The sequence below is a fragment of the Rhizobium sp. BK312 genome, assembly GCF_014193605.1.
Classification (GTDB): Bacteria; Pseudomonadota; Alphaproteobacteria; order Rhizobiales; family Rhizobiaceae; genus Rhizobium.
The window spans coordinates 631,711-650,300 of record NZ_JACHZP010000003.1 but is presented as its reverse complement, the minus strand read 5'-3'; the positions used below and the strand labels follow the sequence as shown (position 1 = coordinate 650,300).

Annotated in this window: 19 protein-coding genes; 13 read left to right on the top strand and 6 right to left on the bottom strand. The window is 58.8% G+C overall.

Annotation, left to right across the window (positions count from 1 at the left end; genetic code table 11):
• Window positions 1-7: 7 nt before the first annotated feature.
• The 4 genes from pstS to FHT85_RS11795 form a co-directional block, all read right to left on the bottom strand.
• Window positions 8-1,033 carry a phosphate ABC transporter substrate-binding protein PstS gene (gene pstS / locus FHT85_RS11810; RefSeq protein WP_112337555.1) on the bottom strand — a complete coding sequence of 342 codons (1,026 nt, stop codon included), beginning with the start codon at window positions 1,031-1,033 and terminating at the stop codon, window positions 8-10.
• 264 nt (window positions 1,034-1,297) lie between these two features.
• On the bottom strand, window positions 1,298-1,642 hold the full coding sequence (locus tag FHT85_RS11805) for a cupin domain-containing protein (RefSeq protein ID WP_112410613.1): 345 nt from the start codon (window positions 1,640-1,642) through the stop codon (window positions 1,298-1,300).
• Window positions 1,643-1,782: 140 nt separating this feature from the next.
• Window positions 1,783-3,066: an O-acetylhomoserine aminocarboxypropyltransferase gene (locus FHT85_RS11800; protein ID WP_112410614.1), complete on the bottom strand. Its 1,284-nt coding sequence runs from the start codon at window positions 3,064-3,066 to the stop codon at window positions 1,783-1,785.
• A 168-nt stretch (window positions 3,067-3,234) separates the two neighbouring features.
• Window positions 3,235-3,663 carry a CoA-binding protein gene (locus FHT85_RS11795; RefSeq protein WP_112337558.1) on the bottom strand — a complete coding sequence of 143 codons (429 nt, stop codon included), beginning with the start codon at window positions 3,661-3,663 and terminating at the stop codon, window positions 3,235-3,237.
• A 109-nt stretch (window positions 3,664-3,772) separates the two neighbouring features.
• Here FHT85_RS11795 and FHT85_RS11790 point away from each other — a divergent pair, with 109 nt between their 5' ends.
• From FHT85_RS11790 to FHT85_RS11750, 9 genes are all read left to right on the top strand, one after another.
• Window positions 3,773-4,099, top strand: a complete 327-nt coding sequence (locus tag FHT85_RS11790) for a hypothetical protein (RefSeq protein WP_112337559.1) — start codon at window positions 3,773-3,775, stop codon at window positions 4,097-4,099.
• An 862-nt stretch (window positions 4,100-4,961) separates the two neighbouring features.
• Complete coding sequence (locus tag FHT85_RS11785; RefSeq protein WP_112410717.1) at window positions 4,962-5,798, top strand: EamA family transporter; 837 nt, start codon at window positions 4,962-4,964, stop codon at window positions 5,796-5,798.
• A 237-nt stretch (window positions 5,799-6,035) separates the two neighbouring features.
• Window positions 6,036-6,500: a 50S ribosomal protein L13 gene (gene rplM, locus FHT85_RS11780; RefSeq protein WP_004122374.1), complete on the top strand. Its 465-nt coding sequence runs from the start codon at window positions 6,036-6,038 to the stop codon at window positions 6,498-6,500.
• A gap of 2 nt (window positions 6,501-6,502) precedes the next feature.
• Window positions 6,503-6,973, top strand: coding sequence for a 30S ribosomal protein S9 (gene rpsI / locus FHT85_RS11775; protein WP_075852256.1), 471 nt, complete (start codon window positions 6,503-6,505; stop codon window positions 6,971-6,973).
• Window positions 6,974-7,112: 139 nt separating this feature from the next.
• Window positions 7,113-7,376, top strand: coding sequence for a hypothetical protein (locus tag FHT85_RS11770; protein ID WP_112410718.1), 264 nt, complete (start codon window positions 7,113-7,115; stop codon window positions 7,374-7,376).
• A 66-nt stretch (window positions 7,377-7,442) separates the two neighbouring features.
• Window positions 7,443-7,820 (top strand): antibiotic biosynthesis monooxygenase family protein, encoded by a 378-nt coding sequence (locus FHT85_RS11765; protein WP_112410615.1) that lies wholly within the window; start codon window positions 7,443-7,445, stop codon window positions 7,818-7,820.
• Complete coding sequence (gene speB, locus FHT85_RS11760; protein WP_112410616.1) at window positions 7,801-8,754, top strand: agmatinase; 954 nt, start codon at window positions 7,801-7,803, stop codon at window positions 8,752-8,754. The genes FHT85_RS11765 and speB overlap by 20 nt, the downstream gene beginning before the upstream one ends.
• Before the next feature lie 137 nt (window positions 8,755-8,891).
• Window positions 8,892-9,824 (top strand): N-acetyl-gamma-glutamyl-phosphate reductase, encoded by a 933-nt coding sequence (gene argC, locus FHT85_RS11755; protein ID WP_112410617.1) that lies wholly within the window; start codon window positions 8,892-8,894, stop codon window positions 9,822-9,824.
• Window positions 9,825-10,240: 416 nt separating this feature from the next.
• Window positions 10,241-11,551: a DUF2778 domain-containing protein gene (locus FHT85_RS11750; RefSeq protein ID WP_112337562.1), complete on the top strand. Its 1,311-nt coding sequence runs from the start codon at window positions 10,241-10,243 to the stop codon at window positions 11,549-11,551.
• A gap of 23 nt (window positions 11,552-11,574) precedes the next feature.
• Here the strand turns inward: FHT85_RS11750 and FHT85_RS11745 are convergent, their stop codons facing one another.
• Window positions 11,575-12,678 carry a COX15/CtaA family protein gene (locus FHT85_RS11745; RefSeq protein ID WP_112410618.1) on the bottom strand — a complete coding sequence of 368 codons (1,104 nt, stop codon included), beginning with the start codon at window positions 12,676-12,678 and terminating at the stop codon, window positions 11,575-11,577.
• 112 nt (window positions 12,679-12,790) lie between these two features.
• Between FHT85_RS11745 and FHT85_RS11740 the strand changes: the two genes are divergently transcribed.
• Together FHT85_RS11740 and FHT85_RS11735 are read left to right on the top strand one after the other, a co-directional pair.
• Window positions 12,791-13,000, top strand: a complete 210-nt coding sequence (locus FHT85_RS11740; RefSeq protein WP_015339457.1) for a DUF2842 domain-containing protein — start codon at window positions 12,791-12,793, stop codon at window positions 12,998-13,000.
• A 135-nt stretch (window positions 13,001-13,135) separates the two neighbouring features.
• Window positions 13,136-14,386 carry a GNAT family N-acetyltransferase gene (locus FHT85_RS11735; protein ID WP_112410619.1) on the top strand — a complete coding sequence of 417 codons (1,251 nt, stop codon included), beginning with the start codon at window positions 13,136-13,138 and terminating at the stop codon, window positions 14,384-14,386.
• On the opposite strand, the gene FHT85_RS11730 is transcribed toward FHT85_RS11735, so the two are convergent.
• The gene (locus FHT85_RS11730; RefSeq protein ID WP_112410620.1) at window positions 14,387-16,642 is read right to left on the bottom strand and encodes an exopolysaccharide transport family protein; all 2,256 of its coding nucleotides are present in this window, start codon (window positions 16,640-16,642) and stop codon (window positions 14,387-14,389) included.
• Window positions 16,643-16,834: 192 nt separating this feature from the next.
• Here FHT85_RS11730 and FHT85_RS11725 point away from each other — a divergent pair, with 192 nt between their 5' ends.
• Together FHT85_RS11725 and FHT85_RS11720 are read left to right on the top strand one after the other, a co-directional pair.
• On the top strand, window positions 16,835-17,410 hold the full coding sequence (locus FHT85_RS11725; RefSeq protein WP_112410621.1) for a polysaccharide biosynthesis/export family protein: 576 nt from the start codon (window positions 16,835-16,837) through the stop codon (window positions 17,408-17,410).
• A 12-nt stretch (window positions 17,411-17,422) separates the two neighbouring features.
• Entirely contained in the window at window positions 17,423-18,568 is a 1,146-nt protein-coding gene (locus FHT85_RS11720) for a glycosyltransferase family 4 protein (protein ID WP_112410622.1), read from the top strand.
• Window positions 18,569-18,590 lie beyond the last annotated feature (22 nt).

Genomic DNA, 18,590 nt, shown 5'->3' with positions numbered 1-18,590 from the left:
GCACAAATTACTTCGTGCCGAAGTCCGTCTTCCAAGACTTCTCGACGATCTCGACAACATTGTCCGGGACCGCAAGATAAGACAGCGCGGTCGCGTCCTTCTGGCCATGCTCATAGGACCACTTGAAGAACTTCAGTGCTTCTTCGTTCTTAGCAGCATCAGCCGGCTTCTTGTAGAGCAGAACCCAGGTCGAAGCGGCAATCGGCCAGCTCTTTTCGCCCGGCTGATTGGTGATGATCAGGTTGAAGTTCTTGGCCTTGGCCCAATCGGCGTTGGAAGCGGCAGCCTTGAAGGTTTCCAGGCTCGGCTCGATAACCTTGCCGGCAGAGTTTTTCATCTTCGCGAAACCGATGTGGTTGGCGACGACATAGGAATATTCAACGTAAGAGATCGAGCCAGCCGTCTGGTTGACGGTGGTGGAAACGCCTTCCGAGCCCTTGGCGCCGAAGCCGACCGGCCATTCAACAGCCGTGTTCGAGCCAACCTTTTCCTTCCACTCCGGCGAAACCTTCGCCAGGTAGTCGGTGAAGTTGAAGGTCGTGCCCGAGCTGTCGGCGCGGTAAACAACCGAGATCGGCGTGGACGGCAGCTTCACTTCCGGGTTGAGAGCCTTGATGGCTGCATCGTCCCACTTGGCGATCTTGCCGAGGAAGATATCGGCCAGCGTCTTGCCGTCGAGAACGAGTTCGCCCGGCTTTACGCCTTCGACGTTATAGGAAACGACGATACCGCCGGAGATCATCGGGAACTGGGCAATGCCGTTCTTCTCGAGGTCGGCATCGCTCATCGGCTTGTCCGAAGCGCCGAATACGATGGTCTTGTCGAGGAGCTGCTTGATGCCGGCGCCCGAACCGACCGACTGGTAGTTGACGACGTTGTTCGTCGCAGCCTTGTAGCCTTCGGCCCACTTGGACAGAACCGGTGCAATGAAGCTCGAGCCAGCGCCCGTGATGTCGGCAGCGGAGGCCGAAGCGGACATAGCCGCGATAAGGCCTGCAGTCAGGCAAAGCGAACGGAGTTTCAGGTTAAGCATAATAGACTCACTTCCTCAAGTGAATGAAAGGATGGCGAGCAGAAGACCGGCGCGAGGCTTGCCATGGTAAACGAACCTCCCCGCCTGAAATCTCCCGGCGACAGCCTTGGCTCTAAAGACGCATTGTTTCAGTTTGATGACAGTTTAATGAAGCGGCAGTGACACAACCTGCGGCAATCATTGCGGCCGTTGCGGAACGGCGTGAATCAAGCTGCGCCGAAGGGCGCATGAACGCGAACTTCATGTTCTGATTCAAGAGCATCGTCAGAGACGGATCACGTAATCCTTGCGAGTCGTTTCAATAACTTCCCAGGTCCCCTTGAAGCCCGGCCTCAAGATAAGACGGTCGCCTGCACGCAGATGGAAGGCCTTTCCATCCTCACCCGTCACAATAGAATAACCGGAGAGGATATGGAAATATTCCCATTCGTCGTAGACGACCCTCCATTTGCCCGGCGTTGCTTCCCAGATACCGGCATAGAGGCCGCCGTCGGCCTCATCCATGTTCCACGTTCGGAAGATCGGGGCTCCCGAAATGAGGCGATCCGCGGCAGGCGCTCCGAGCTCGGGCTCAACGTCATCGACATTCAGTTGCACATAGTCTGCCACTCAGATCCCCCGTCGGTCACGTTCGCCACATCAAAAAATATCCGCGACCACCAATCGGCGAGCGCAGACCGAGACAAACATGAAATTCGCCGAGATCAAAGAATCCCTGCTGCTTTTTCGGCTTCCTGCCGGTGCCGTCCTCAGATTTTCGCCAGTGCCTGCTCCAGATCGGCGATGATATCCTTGACGTCCTCGATACCGATGGAGAGACGCACCACATCCGGGCCGGCGCCGGCTGCGACCTTCTGTTCGTCGCTCAGCTGCTTGTGCGTCGTCGAAGCAGGATGGATGACGAGCGAGCGCGTGTCGCCGATATTGGCAAGATGCGAGAACAGCTCCAGGCCTTCGACCAGCCCCTTGCCCGCTTCATATCCCCCCTTCAGACCAAAGGTGAAAACGGAGCCGGCGCCCTTCGGCGAGTAACGCTGCTGCAGCGCGTGGTTGGGATCGTCCTCAAGGCCGGCATAGTTGACCCATGCTACCTTCTCCTGCCCCTTCAGCCAACGCGCAACGGCAGCCGCATTGTCGGAATGGCGCTGCATCCGCAGTGGCAACGTTTCGATGCCTGTCAGGATCAGAAAGGCATTGAATGGCGAGATGGCTGGTCCGAGATCGCGCAGGCCCAGCACGCGGCAGGCAATAGCGAAAGCGAAATTGCCGAAGGTCGCATGCAGCACGATGCCGTTATATTCCGGCCGCGGTGAAGACAGCATGGGATAACTACCCGAGGCGGACCAGTCGAAAGTGCCGCCATCGACGATGATGCCGCCCATGGAATTGCCATGGCCGCCGAGGAACTTCGTTAGGGAATGCACGACGATATCGGCGCCATGCTCCAGCGGTCGGATGAGATAGGGGCTTGCGAGAGTATTGTCGACGATCAACGGTAGGCCATGCTTGTGCGCGATGGCCGCGATGGCGGCTATATCGACAAAGGTGCCGCCGGGATTGGCAAGGCTTTCGATAAAGACGGCGCGGGTGCGACTGTCGATCTGCGCTTCGAAGGTCGCAGGATCGGCGGAATCGGCCCAGCGGACCCGCCAGTCGAAACTCTTGAAGGATTGTCCGAACTGATTGACCGAACCACCATAAAGCCGTTTGGCCGCGACGAAATTGTCGCCCGGCTGCATGATGGCATGGAAGATGAGGAGCTGCGCGGCATGACCGGAGGCGACGGCCAGAGCCGCAGTGCCGCCTTCGAGGGCAGCCACCCGCTCTTCCAGCACGGCCTGGGTCGGGTTCATGATGCGGGTATAGATATTGCCGAATTGCTGCAATCCGAACAGCGCGGCTGCATGATCCGCATCCTGAAAGACGAAGGATGTCGTCTGGTAGATCGGCGTCGCGCGCGCGCCTGTCGCCGGATCTGGCTGCGCGCCGGCATGGATTGCAAGCGTGTCGAAACCTGGGTTGTTTGCTGGCATATCTTTCCTCCCGCCGGATTTTGTTCGTAACGGGAAAAGCATAACGCCTGGCATATGAAAGTTAACCGCGAACTTTGCCGTGCTTTTCGGCTCGCGGAAAAAACTTGCCATCTTTCGGTGAGATCGCGCGATAAACGGCCGGATGCCGTCGATCCCCTGTGATCTCGATCAGGCGACCAGGCGCGGATATTCGATGGCCGGGCAACGATCCATCACGACCCTTACGCCCGCCGCCTCCGCTCGTGCCGCGGCGGCGTCGTCGCGCACGCCGAGCTGCCCCCAGATGACCGGCGGCCGCGGCTCGATCATGATCGTCTCCTCGACCACCGATCGGAGATATTCGGGCGCCCGAAAAACATCGACCATATCCACGGGCTCGGGGATATCGGCCAGACGCGCATAGACCCACTGCCCCAGAATTTCCTTGCCGGACTGCCCGGGATTGACGGGGATGACGCGATAGCCCCTGTTCAAAAGATAGGCCATCACGCCGTTGCTCGGACGTGCGGGATTGGGCGAAGCGCCGACGAGCGCGATGGTCCTCACGGACAAGAGGATATCGGCAATATAGGAATCGTCATAACTGTCGTGGTTCATCACGAAGCCTCCCGCTCCGATCACACTTGCGTTTTGCCATAAATACGGAAACCGCAATGGCGGTCTCTGCGTATAGTATATTATAGCAACTTCAGGGAGGATTACTCAGATGAAAAAAATCATCCTGCTCGGCCTGCTCGTTACATCGGTCGCAACGCCAGCCCTGGCTATCTCGCGCTACAATTCCATGTCCATGACCTGCGCCGAAGCGAGGACTGTCATCAACCGGGAGCGCGCGGTCATTATGCGCTATCCTGCCAAGAGAACGCCGAAAATGACGCTCTATGATCGCTATGTCGCCGACAGCGGAGCGTGTGACCAGGGCTTTTATGCCTATCAGGACTATCTGCCCACCAAAGATCGGGCCTCGTGCCCGGTTTATATATGCCGTCCGATGACCGATCTGGATGACGACGATTTGATTTTCCGGCGCTGATCGAAGTATGCCCGAACGGGATGTGGTGGACGATTCATGCGCTCGTCGCGATGACCACCGATCACAATCTATGATTGTGATCAGCACTGTGCATTTTCGGCACTATAGGCATCCTCGTATTTTCCGTGAGGCTGTCCGGAGGTCATTCTTCAAAGCGCTTTTAGTCACTTTTGTGCGCCCGGAAAGTTGCGTTCTCAGGAAATGCAATCTTTGTTCTCTATTTATTCACATGTAATTTAGAAAATACGCATGAATAATGAATTCACATGAGAACCGATTGCGAACATGGAACATCTACATACTTCATAAGTTCTCCACAGAATAATTTTCGAACTCGCGCAATGAGATATGTAGAAAATTGTCCGCTTCTCGATCCTATACTTGGAATATAGGCGATTTTTATCGACTCTGATTGGTGACAGCAGCTATTAACTGTAATATTTTTCAACTACTGTAGAATTATCCATCCTCACTCATGCGAGAATTTACGGCGGCGCAGACCGCCAACAGCAATCTTATGGCGAACACCATTGTTCCTGACGATAAGCAGCGGTGCGACCGTCCGACGCGCTCTGTCGTTTTTAAGTAAGAAGTGTCTAATGCTACTCCCGCGTTCACAGGACATGCGATATTTGTTCGCGCTTCATACTCTAATAAATTAGTTATTTATAATATCAACGCGAACAATATGGAACACAACGAGAACGCGACTCCCAATGCCAGCTATCGATCACCGCAGGTGGAATAAGCCTTCAAAGTTGCCGATATTTCGTTGCTTTTCGATGTATCGCGGATCATATGGAGGCCGCATTCCCACAAAATGCCAAGCGCTGCCATGCGCCTGCAAATCGCGAGGTTTTCCGTGTCTCTCGACGTTATCGCGCTCGTCCTTTTCGGCGCCCTGCTGCATGCGACGTGGAACGCGATCATCAAGGCGGGAACCGATAAATCGCTCGATGCGGCACTGGTCTCGGCAGGCGGCGCAGCTGCGGCCCTTCCCCTGTTGCCATTTCTGCCTTTGCCGGCCTCAGCCGCCTGGCCTTTCATCGGGGCTTCGGCCATTCTGCAATTTGCCTATTTCCAGCTTGTGGCGGCAGCCTATCGTGCCGGCGACATCGGGCTTGTCTATCCGCTGATGCGCGGTGTAGCACCCCTCATCATCGTCTCGACAAGCAGTTTCATCCTGAAGGAAACTCTTTCGGGCGGCGCATTGATCGGAACCATGACCATCTGCGCCGGCATATTGACGCTTGCCTTCGAGGCCCGAAAGGGCAGCCGCCGGGCGATCGTCCTGGCCCTTGCCAATGCCGTTGTTATCGCGACCTACACCTATGTCGACGGTATCGGTGCGCGGGCGGCGGGCAATTCGATATCCTATACCCTATGGATGGCGCTCCTGCCGCCCATCCTCCTATTCGCCTGGGCAATATCGCAACGCGGCCTCAATGCCGTCGCCGCCCACGTCCGCTATAACTGGTGGCGCGGGCTTATTGGCGGAGGCGGCTCGATCGCTTCCTACGGGTTGGCATTGTGGGCGATGACGAAGGCGCCGGTCGCCATGGTCGCCGCCTTGCGCGAGACTTCGATCCTCTTCGCTTTGGTGATATCCGTCGTCATTTTGAAGGAACGGTCCAACATCTGGCGCTATATTGCCGGCGCCATTATTGCTGGCGGAGTGCTGGTTTTGCGGCTGGGCTGACGACAAATTATGTGGTTTTATTTTACCACAAATATAACGCATTGATTTTACTTCCTAATTTTTACAGCGTGCCGATCAGGCGATATTGACCCTGGCTCTTAATCGATCTATAAGCCGCCTCAGATCGCAGCCTTTCCGGGCTGCTTTCTTTTTGGCGCGCATCCATGCGAGCCAAATCAAGCAACAAGAAACGCCCAGACGCCTTCGGGCCAAGGGTCCTAAAAGAGAGTATGCAACATGGCAACCTTCTCCCAGAAGCCTGCAGAGGTGGAGAAGAAGTGGGTTCTCATCGACGCCGAAGGGCTTGTCGTTGGCCGTCTCGCTTCTATCATCGCAATGCGTCTGCGCGGCAAGCATAAGGCTACCTTCACGCCGCACGTCGACGACGGCGACAACGTCATCGTCATCAATGCCGACAAAGTCGTCTTCACCGGCAAGAAGTACGAAGACAAGGTTTACTACTGGCACACCGGTTATGCCGGCGGCATCAAGGAGCGTACGGCTCGCCAGATCATCGAAGGTCGCTTCCCGGAGCGCGTCGTTGAGAAGGCCGTCGAGCGCATGGTTCCCCGCGGCCCGCTCGGCCGTCGCCAAATGAAGAACCTGCGCGTCTACGCCGGCTCCAACCATCCCCACGAAGCTCAGCAGCCGGTCGTCCTCGACGTCGCCAAGCTGAACAAGAAGAACGTAAGGAGCGCCTGATAATGGCTGACCTCTCCTCCCTGAAGGACCTCGGCACGACTTCGGAAGCAGCTGCTGCTCCGGTTCACGTCCGCAAGGTTGACTCGCTCGGCCGCTCCTACGCGACCGGCAAGCGCAAGGACGCCGTCGCCCGCGTTTGGGTCAAGGCCGGCTCCGGCAAGATCATCGTCAACGGCAAGGACTACACGGCTTACTTCGCCCGTCCGGTTCTGCAGATGATCCTGCGTCAGCCGATCGTCGCAGCTGCCCGTGACGGCCAGTTCGACATCATCGCAACCGTTGCCGGCGGCGGCCTCTCCGGCCAGGCCGGTGCCGTTCGTCACGGCCTGTCCAAGGCGATCACCTACTTCGAGCCGGGCCTGCGCTCGGTGCTGAAGAAGGGTGGCTTCCTGACCCGCGACAGCCGCGTCGTCGAACGTAAGAAGTACGGCCGTGCAAAGGCACGTCGTTCCTTCCAGTTCTCCAAGCGTTAATCGCTTATCCGAGATCGGATTATTGGAAAGGCCGGGGTTTCCCCGGCCTTTTTCTTTGCAGCATGGAAATGATGCAGATTTGCCAAGGCAGGAAATGCTTTTTATGGCAGAGTCCCCCTACAAGCATCTGGGGAGTTCAATGCGCAGCCTCATCTTTTCGCTTCCATTCTTGATCGGCCTAGCATCACCGGCTCTATGCGACGATGCCCAGCCAACTCCCCCCACCGACAAGGCCGCGGAGATGCAAAGCATGAAGGATTTTCTCCAGGCAAACGCGGACTGTCGCGAGTTCAACGACAGCTGCTCCTATTGTGTCGTGACCGATGGGCAGGCCAATTGCTCGACGCCGCAGATCGCCTGCGTGAAAAAGGCGTATCAATGCACCGCTCGATCGGGCAAATAGTCGTCGGATCTTAGTTTACGATTCCAGCCCGAATTTCGAGATTTGACCGCTCTCCGGAGAAACACCATGAGCAAGAGTACTTCATCGCGTTTCGCGGCCACTCCCGAGCCGCCCTATTACATCGTCACATTCGCGTCGCTCCGCACCGAAGGCGACAACGGCTATGGTTCTATGGGCGACCGCATGGAAGAACTGGCAAGGGCACAGGACGGCTTTCTTGGGATTGAGAGCGTCAGGGAGCCTGGCGGCTTCGGCATCACCAACTCCTTCTGGCGTGACGAGGAAAGCATCCTCGCCTGGAAGAACGTCGTGTCGCATCTGGCCGCGCAGAAACTCGGCCGCGAGCACTGGTATGAAGAATACAAGGTGCGCGTAGGCAGGATAGAACGGGCCTACGACTTTCATGCAAGTAAAGGAGAGGCCCTTGCCGAGCACATCGATTGACCATGCCTTCACCGCGGCAAGTCTGACCTCGGCTGCCAGCGATCCGACCTTTGCCGGCGCGCTCTCCTTCATGCGCCGCCGCTTCACCAAATCGCTCGAAGGCGCCGATGCCGTGGTCTGGGGCATCCCCTTCGATGCCGCCACCTCGAACCGGCCGGGAACGCGCTTCGGGCCGCAGGCGATCAGGCGTGCCTCCGCGATCTTCGACAACGACCCGCAATATCCATTCAACCGCGATCTCTTCGCCGAAATGGCCGTCATCGACTATGGCGATTGCCTGCTCGACTACGGCAATCATCAGGATACGCCCGCTGCAATTGAAAGGCAGGCGACGGCGATCCTCGACAGCGGTGCCTTCCTGCTGACGCTCGGCGGCGATCACTTCGTCACGTGGCCACTGTTGAAGGCTCATGCCGCCAAGCACGGGCCACTGGCGTTGGTACAATTCGATGCCCATCAGGATACCTGGTTCGATGACGGCAGGCGTATCGACCATGGCTCCTTCGTCGCTCGCGCCGTACGCGACGGGCTGATCGATCCCGACCGCTCCATCCAGATCGGCATCCGCACACATGCGCCCGACGATTTTGGTATCCAGCTCCTCCATGGCCATCAGGTTGAGGATATGAGCGCCGGCGACATCGCTTCGACGATTATCTCGCATACCAAGGGCGCGCCGACTTATCTGACCTTCGATATAGATTGCCTCGATCCGGCGTTTGCTCCGGGCACGGGAACGCCGGTCGCCGGAGGCCCTTCCAGCGCCAAGATCCTATCGGTGCTGCAGCGCCTGCATCAGCTCGACATCAGGGGTGCCGATGTCGTCGAAGTGTCGCCTGCCTACGACCACGCCGACATCACCGCCATTGCGGGAGCGACCGTGGCGATGTATATGCTCGGTCTCCACGCCGAACGACGTGCAAGCGGTCGCTGAGACATGATTTCGGGAGAGGCGCGACGGTTTTCGAAAGTCGCCCTGCCGTTCCCGAAGCGGCCGTTATGAAATTGAATCAACTGCATGGCAAACTGAGTCCGGAAACATTCTCAACCTATTGAAAGAGCAGGAATAAGATGGCACCGAAAATCTTCATCGATGGCGAACACGGAACCACGGGCTTGCAGATCCGCACGCGCATGGCCGACCGCCGCGATGTCGAGCTGCTGTCCATTCCCGAAGCCGAACGCCGCAATGCCGCCATGCGCGAAGACATGCTGAACAGCGCCGACATCGCCATCCTCTGCCTCCCCGACGACGCGTCCAAGGAAGCGGTGAAGATGGTGGCGGGCAACAACAACGTCCGCGTTATCGACACCTCGACGGCCTTCCGCATCCATCCAGACTGGGCCTATGGCTTTGCCGAGATGGACAGCAACCAGGGCAACAAGATCAAGGCAGCACGTTTCGTCGCCAATCCCGGCTGCTACCCGACGGGTGCGATCGGCGTCATCCGGCCGCTACGCGCCGCCGGCATCCTTCCGACGGACTATCCCGTGACGGTGAATGCAGTGTCCGGCTACACCGGCGGCGGCAAGCAGATGATCGCCCAGATGGAAAATCCGGACCATCCGGATGCGATCACCGCGCCGCATTTCCTCTACGGCCTGCCGCTGACCCACAAGCATGTGCCCGAGATGACGACGCACGGCCTGCTGGAGCGCGCGCCGATCTTCTCCCCCTCCGTCGGCCGCTTCCCGCAGGGCATGATCGTGCAGGTGCCGCTGCATCTCGGCGATCTCGCAGAAGGCTCGACGCTGGAAAGCATTCATGCCGCGCTCGTCGAGCATTATGCCGGTCAGGATATCGTTCAGGTCGTTTCGCTCGATGAGAGCCGCGCCCTGCCCCGCGTCAACGCCGTCGAGCTTGCCGGCAAGGACACGATGAAGCTCTTCGTCTTCGGCACGCCGGGCGGAGCGCAGGTCAATCTCGTTGCCCTGCTCGACAATCTCGGCAAGGGCGCATCGGGTGCAGCCGTACAGAATATGGATCTGATGCTGAGCGCGTAGCTCAGTCCAACGCGGATTGAAATTCGATAGGCCCGGCCTGTTTATTCAGACCGGGCCTTTTCACGTCAAAAGCAGTTTTGCGCAATTTAGGCTCCGCTGCCGTACTCGGCCTTATTTTTGCCGTTGCCCTAAATTAGCGGAACCTACACGGAAAAGTGAACAACCGTTGGGCTTGCGACCAATTGTCGGCCGGATTTGCTCTTTAACGGCTTTGCTTGTCCGAATAGGTGGGGCGTTCAAACTATCCCTTTTTTCAATGAATATCCAAGAATGAGCCATCGTAAAGGAATTGGTTACCATAATTCGGCATGCTTCCAGACAGCCGGCAAGTTGGCGACCGAACGCGATTTCCGCGTTAGGGCACGTGTGCGTTCTTGAGCCGGTTCAGTGTCTGTGTAGGTTGGATAACGAGTATCATGGCGTTCGTGACCGAAACGTTCGGTAACTTCAATTCGCGCTCCGGCTACGCCTCGCGATCGAAAAAATCCCTCAGCATCCGTCCCGGCACCCTAGCCACCGGCGTCGCAGTCGCGGCGTTCGCCTGGGTCACTGCGACGCTGATGACGACGCAATCGATGGTGCTGTCGCTTCCCGGCGCGGCGACATCGACCGACAGCTTCCTGGCGCCGCGAGCATCGGCCTTCATCGTTCCGCAAAGCCACGTGGCCCACCCTGCCCGCTATGCGAGCCAGACCACTTCGCTGCATGGGCAAAGCCGCTTCGGCAACGTCGCGGCTGCAGAGGTTCAAACGAAAGCTGGCAGGACGGATGCGGTTCGTGCGCAACTCGCATACGCACTCGCACAGCAGACGTCGGATATGAAGCAGGCTCAGATTGCGGCCGCCAGCATCAAGAGCGGCCGTCTCGAAGTAGCCGCGGCTTCGCCTGAGACGATTGACCATCTGCGCAAGGTGATCGCGATCAATTTCGCAACCGCAGTGCAATCGCTGAGTCCGGCAAAATATGCAGCCGCCCTGATGCCGGCCGCAGGCCCGCTGAAAACCACGGAGGAGCCGGCGGCGGTTGCTTCCGCGGCTCCTGAGGTCAGTCTGCCCGCCATAGCGGAAGCAAAGCCGGTGCCTGCGAAAGACGCCGACATTGCAGTGGCGGAAGCCGTGCTGAACGTCATTCCCATGACGCGCCCTGCCCGCGAAACGCCCGTGCAACGGGCCAGCGCCACAAGCGCCATCGCCAGGGCAACGGGAAGCGAAACGACCGCACAGCCGCCATCACGCATGATGGCCTATGCCGATCCGGATGACAGTTCCGTTCGCAAGGCGAAGCCCTTCATTAATCCGTTTGCCGCCATCAGCCCCGGACCAGGCACGGCGATCTACGACATCGAGGCGAAGACTGTTTACCTGCCGAGCGGCGAGCGCCTCGAAGCCCATTCCGGCCTCGGCCACATGCGTGACAATCCCCGCTATGTCGATCGCAAAAACACCGGCCCGACGCCGCCCGAAACTTATAACCTGACCTACCGGGAAAGCCTGTTTCACGGCGTGCAGGCGCTGCGCCTGACGCCCTCAGGCGGCGCTCGCGTCTACGGCCGCGACGGCCTGCTGGCTCACACATACATGCTCAGAGGCGGCCGTGCCGAATCGAACGGCTGCGTGGTTTTCAAGGATTACAATCGCTTCCTCGCCGCCTTCCGGCGTGGCGAAATCAAGCGGCTGAAAGTCGTCTCGCGGATGTCTTCGGCAGCAAGTGTCGCTTCCGCACGCTAAACGGATTTGAGGCGCAAAGCGCCTCAATCTCTCACGACGATCGATGTCTGGCGCGGCAGTTCACCATAGAAACCGCGCCAGTTGGCAATCGCGAAGCCGAAGACGATCAGGGCGCCGGCCTGATGCGCCAGTGCCAAATCCAGCGGCACATGCAGCAGCAGCGTCGAAATGCCGAGGATCGCCTGGATCAGCACAAGCACGAAGAGAACGACGGACCGGCGCGCATGCGTCGTTTGCGCCGCGGCGCGCAGCGAGATGATCATATTGATGGCGACGATGGCGAAGAGCGCATAGGCACCGAGACGGTGAACGAACTGGACCATCTTCGGATTCTCGAAGAAATTGATCCAGCCCGGTGACTGTATGAAGAGATCGCTGGGCACGACGGCTCCATCCATCAGCGGCCAGGTATTGTAGCTGAGGCCTGCATCGAGACCGGCGACGAGCGCGCCAAGATAGATCTGAAACAAGGCCATGAAGGCGATCAAACCGGCGAGCTTTGCCGAATGGCGGGTTGGCGGCGGCTCGTTCGAATGCGGCGACAGGGCGCGCATGAACCACATGCAGGCGGCAAAGATCAGACAGGCGGTGACGAGATGGGTGGCAAGCCGGTACTGGCTGACGTCGGTGCGTGCTTCCAGCCCCGAGGAGACCATCCACCAGCCGATCGCACCTTGAAGGCCACCGAGCACGAAAATGCCGGCAAGCGGCAGCCAGAGCTTGCGCTCGACGCGGCCGGTCAGGACGAAGAACAGCAGCGGCAGGCCGAAAATGACGCCGATGGTGCGCGCCAGCAGGCGATGCGCCCACTCCCACCAAAAGATGATCTTGAACTCCTCGACCGTCATATCCTTGTTCAGGATCTGGAATTGCGGAATACGCTTGTAGAGATCGAATTCGTCTTGCCATTCCTGCGCATTCAGCGGCGGGATGACACCGTGGATCGGCTGCCATTGCGTGATCGACAGGCCGGAATTGGTGAGGCGCGTCGCACCACCCACCAGCACGAGAGCGAAGAGAACCAGAAGCACGCAGGCGAGCCAGATGCGGATGGCGCGGCGATTGCGGTCCTGACGGGCCACTTCCTTCAAAATTGCCTGTTCGGTCGTGAAATTAGTGGCAGCCATGGCTTCTCCCTTCGATCAGGCTGTTGATTTGCCCGATAGGGGCGTGCAAAACAAGTCCCGGGAGTTTGCGGCATGCCGTCGCGGCATGTTGTCATAATGAGGAGAAAACCCCGTGCCCCTTCGCCTGCGCAAATTCATTGGCATGATCTTGCTCGTGCTGCTGGTTGCAATCTATGCGATCGTCGCCATGATCGTTGCAGTGCGAACGCTCGCAGATCAACCCGGCTGGGTACATTTCCTGTATTTCTTTCTCAGCGGCATCATCTGGGTGCTGCCGGCAATGGGCATCATCAAGTGGATGGCCGGGCCACGCCCGCAATAGCGCTCGCCCCGACGCGATTTACATTAGGCTAACCTTGATCCGTGCCTTATCCCGCGCGAATGTCTCATATTAAGCCAAAAATAAGCCGTTGGCCGCCAGACTGCGTCCGAATACCGCCGGAGCGGAGAAGATCGGATGCAGACCCAGACGCGAGATATCGCCAGCATCACCGCCGCAGCCGGTGAGCAGATTGCGTCGATCGAGATGGAGCCTGCGCCCACCGTTCATCTGCAGGTCGACATCTTCGACAGCATGGCACCGCTTGAAGCCGAATGGCGCGCGCTGGAACAGGACGACCTTAACTCGCTGCATCAGAGCTATGACTGGTGTGCAGCATGGGCGGAGAACTTCAAACGCCCTCTCGCCATCGTTAGGGGCTCCATCGGAAATCATGTCGCCTTCATCCTGCCGCTCGAGATCATCCGCAGTCACGGGATAAGACGGGCCGAGTTCATCGGAGGCCACCACAACAATATTAATACCGGTCTGTTTTCAGCCCTGTTTCTGGCGGACGGTCCACTGACCTCCGTTCAGGTGAACGCCATATCCGCGGCTTTGCGCGGCAAGGCGGATGTTGTCATCCTGCGCAATATCCCGCTCGAATGGCGCGGTCGCAAAAGCCCCCTCGCCTCGCTGACGATGATCGAAAACCAGAACCGTGCTTTTCAGCTGCCCTTCCTCGACAGTTTCGAAGCAAGCCTGAAGCAGGTGAATGCCAAGCGTCGGCGCAAGAAGTTCAAGCATCAGAGCCGGCTTCTCGACGCAAGAGGCGGTTATGAATATCTGATTGCCGGTCCCGACCAGCAAGATGCGCTTCTCGATCTTTTCTTCCGACAGAAGGCGACCCGCTTCAAGGATGCCGGCTTGCCTGACGCGTTCAAGGATGCCCGGATCAAGGCTGCGCTGCACGCCATGTTACACCGACGCCACAGCGATGGCATCGGCGCGACACTTCAGATGCATGCGCTCCAGCTCAAAGGCGAGCATGAGGGCCATATTCCAGCCATCGCCGCCCTCTCCCGCAAGGGAGGTCACGTCATCTGCCAGTTTGCTTCCATCGACGAGGCTGTGGTTGCTGACGCAAGCCCCGGCGAATTGCTGTTCTGGCTGATGATCGAGCGGCTGCATCGCGAAGGCGTCGCCCTCTTCGACTTCGGCATCGGTGACCAGACCTACAAGCGTTCCTGGTGCCCAATGGAAACTGTGCAGCATGATCTTTTCCTGCCGGTCTCAGGCGTGGGACGCCTTGCGGCAATGGCGAGCCGGAGCATGACGCGAACGAAAGTGGCGATCAAGTCCAATAGAAGGCTCTATTCCCTTATCCAGCAGCTGCGGGCGAGACATGCAGCTGGCGCGCCAGCGGCTGATGGCGGTGACACAGATTGATCAGGCGGCGTCCCGACGCGTATCCGGATCATGCTCCTCGCGCCAGCCGGACATTAGGATGATGTGTTCGTAGCCGGCCTTTTGGAATTCCGTCATGGCTGCAATGAACTGGCTTTCATCCGGCTCCGGCATGGAGAGGACGATTTCCGTCTCCTTGCTGCGCGTCAGCCGCGCGACGCCGGAGACCTCGGCCGCCCCGCATTCCACCAGAACGATGTCATAGGCCGAGTTCAGGGCATCGAGGATCAGTGACAGGCGGTCGGCACCCCGCATGGCGCGCGCAAGATCGCTCATGCCCTGGGGCACGATATGAGCGTCCGACAGGCGATCCGGATGGATCGTATCGCCAAAGGCCGCTTCACTGCATAGCAGATCGGTTACACCGGGAAGTTCGTCGTGCTCGGCCATCAGCTTCGAGGGGCATCCTGTGCCGGTCATGTCGACCAGCACGATGCGGCAGCCTGCATCGGCGATGGTCCGCGCCAGCATCACGGTCGCTGTCGAACCATTGTCACCGGTCGGAGATATCGCGATAGTAAGTCGCGAGCCGCTGTCGATCAGATAGTCGGCGACGGATTGGATGGAGAAATCCTCCTCTTCCTCCGCTGCGTGAACAGCCTGCCTGGGTTCATGGTCCGGAGCGATTGCGGCACCCAAGGCAATTGCTGCCTCCGGAGCAACTGCGGTGTTCGCGACCTGAACCGGGATCTCTTCTGCTGGGACCGAGAGCATGCTTGTGGGCGCCTCGACACTGCTTGCTCGCGTGACTGGCCAAACCGGCGCCGGCGCGGGGACGGTTTGAGCACGCTTCGCTATCTCCAGCAGGACGGCATCTTCTTTGCGGGCAGAACCGACAGGCCGCAACGCGCGGCCGCTGAACAGCTCCGAAAGCATGATGACGATGGCCGTCAGGAGAAAGGTGGCAAGTGTTGCGACGACGACGATCGGGCCGACCTTCGGGAAAGATGGATCGACCGGCTCAACCGCAGTGGAAACGATGCGCGCATCGGCAGGGCTGGAATTCTTGTCGACGCGAGAGGCCGCCTCACGATAACGGGCGAGATAGGTCTCGAGCAATTGCCGCTCGGCCGTAGCTTCACGTTCCAGCGCGTTGAGGCCGACTTCGTCCTCCCCTGCCCGGGCGCTGTCGGCCTTCAGCGTGTTGGATTGGGCGAGGAGCTGCTGCTCGCGCAGTTGCGCCACCTTCGCTTCATTCTCGATGCTTGCCAGAATCCTCTGCGTCTCCCGCTCGATCTGCTGACGGATATCGGCGAGCTGCGCCCGCAGGCTCTTCAGTCGCGGATGTCCATCCATTAGCGTCGTGGAGAGATCGGAGATCTGCGACTCCAGATTCGACTGGGTCGCCTTCAGCCGCTGAATTGCCTGCGATCCCGCGACATCGGCAAGCGTATCCGTGGAGCGGCCACTGGACAGCGCACTGCGCACCGCCTGCGCCCTCGCCTCAGCATTGGCCCTGTCGCCGCGCACCTGCGCCAGCTGCGTCGAAATATCTGCAAGCTGCTGCGTGGCGAAATTGCTGTTCTGGCTGGTCTGCAAAAGCCCGTTGGCGGAACGATAATCGGCAACCTTCTTTTCGGCCTCGCTGACCTTGTCGCGCAGCTTGGCGATCTCCGGCTCCAGCCAGCGGGTCGCCTCGCTGTTGGAATCGAGCTTGGCTCCGCTCTGCATCGACAGATAGACCTGCGCCATGGCATTCGGCACGCTGGCGGCAAGATCCGGATTGCGGGACGTGAAGCTGATGCCGATCACGCGCGAGCTGTTGATCTGATAGACCTGCAGGCGACTGGTGAAGGCGTCCAGCATCCGCTCTTCCGGTGCCTTATCTGCCGCCGGCTGTCTCAGATGCAGCTTGATCAGGATATCCGAGATCGCGGAACTATTGTTGCCGGCGGCGAATTCCGGCCGATCGTAGAGCTTGAGATTGGTGATGACCTGTTTCACCAGATCTGCCGACTGCAGGATCTGCACCTGGCTGGCAATGTTCAGCTCGTCCAGCAGAGGTCCAGCACCGGCATCATTGCCAGACGTCGTCGTTGCGAAGGCCGGCGCGCGCTGCTCGATGAGGATGCGGGCCTCGCTGCGATATTCCGGCGCCATGACCTTGGCAATCGCAAATGCCGCGCACGCGCCGGCCAGCGTGATGGCGATGACACGCACCCGCCGCTGCCACACAGCGCGAAAGAGCTGAGCGAGATCGATGTCCACATCCTGCTGGGTGCTGTTGACACCGGACATATGCAAAACTCCGTAATAGAAAGCCGGAATTAATCGTAAACGACTATAGTAACCCAAGCGTTAATAGTATTTCGCCAGCATTATTTTTGATGTCGCTAATTTTTTCCCGGATTTTCATTTGCTCTTTACCGACCGTTAACCCTAACGGATCGATAACGACAGCAGTGTCCTTCCCTTTCTAATGAGCGCGAAATGCCCTTCGCAAAGCCAAAGATTGTCCTTGCACTCGGCATGGCTGCCGTGAGCGCCGCGCTCACCGGCTGCAACACCTATCAACCGGCTCCCAAGGCCTTCAACGAGGCCACGATCCAGCCCTATACCCTTGATAGCGGCGACCGGTTGCGGGTGACCGTGTTCGACCAAGCCGGCTTGACCAACACCTATACTGTCGACCAAGCCGGCTATATCGCCTTCCCGCTGATCGGCCAGGTCGCTGCCCGCGGTCGCACGCTGCAGCAGCTCTCCGGCCAGATCGCGCAGAAACTTCGCCAGGGGTATATTCGCGATCCCGACGTCACCATCGACATCGACCGCTATCGCTCGGTCTATATTATGGGCGAAGTCGGCCAGCCGGGCCAATATTCCTATGTGCCGGGCATGACCATCCAGAATGCCATCGCGGTCGCAGGCGGGTTCACCAGCCGGGCCAACCAATTCAACGCGGATGTCACCCGCAAGATCAACGGTCATGTCATGACTGGACGGGTTGGCATTTCCGATCCGGTGCTAGCGGGCGACACCATCTATGTCAGAGAGCGGTTGTTCTAACCGCGACCGCTCATGACCCGACCGCTTCGAATCCTTCATTGCTTTAGGTCGCCGGTCGGCGGGGTCTTCCGCCATGTCCGGGATCTGGCGGAGGAACAGAGCAAGGCGGGGCACGAGGTTGGCATACTTTGCGACAGCTTGACGGGCGGCGAGCATGAGGATCGCCTGTTCGACGACATAGCACCCTTCCTCGCTCTCGGCATCGTTCGCCTGCCGATCCGGCGGCAAATTACCCTCACGGATGCCACGACACTTTGGAGCAGCTACAAGGAAATCAAGAGTTTGCGGCCAGATGTGCTGCACGGGCACGGCGCCAAGGGCGGCCTGCTTGCGCGCGTTCTCGGCTCGATCCTGCGGGTCAACAGGTATCGCGTAGCCCGCCTTTACACCGCGCATGGCGGAAGCCTGCATTTTCCCCGTCGCTCCTTCCAGGGCGTACTTGTCCATAGTCTGGAACGGATGCTGGAATTTTTGACCGACGGGCTAATCTTCATTTGCGATTTCGAACGCCGCACCTATGAAGCAAAGATCGGCAAACCGCGCACCCGCTCGGTTATGATCTATAACGGCATCAGCGAAAGAGATTTCCGCATCATACCGACACGATCGGACTCCGTGCACTTCGTCTATATCGGCATGCTGCGGGACCTCAAAGGTCCCGATCTGTTCGTTGACGCCTTTGCGAAAACGGAACGGCGGATCGGGAGGCCGCTTTCCGCGCTGATGATCGGCGACGGGCCGGACAGAGACAAATATCATCGGATGATGGTCGAGCGGGGGCTTGGTCACCGGATTGGAATGCTGCCGGCCATGCGCGTGCAGGAAGCCTTTGCGGTGTCCCAGAATGTCGTGGTTCCCTCGCGCGCCGAAGCCATGCCTTATATCGTTCTGGAAGCACTCGCAGCCGGGAAGACCGTGATTGCTTCGCGGGTCGGCGGCGTTGCGGAAGCGCTTGGCGATAACAGTCCCGCACTCGCCAAACCGGAAGATGCCGACGACCTCTCACGCATCATGGCTGAAGCGATCACAGAACCGCTATGGGGCGCTCGCAACATGCCCGATATCGGGACGATCCGATCGATTTTTTCCGCCTCAGCCATGGCACGGGATACTTTGCACCTGTATCAAAATATACTTGGCCTGGATAGCGACGGTTAGAATACAGCTAAGTGTTGTAAGT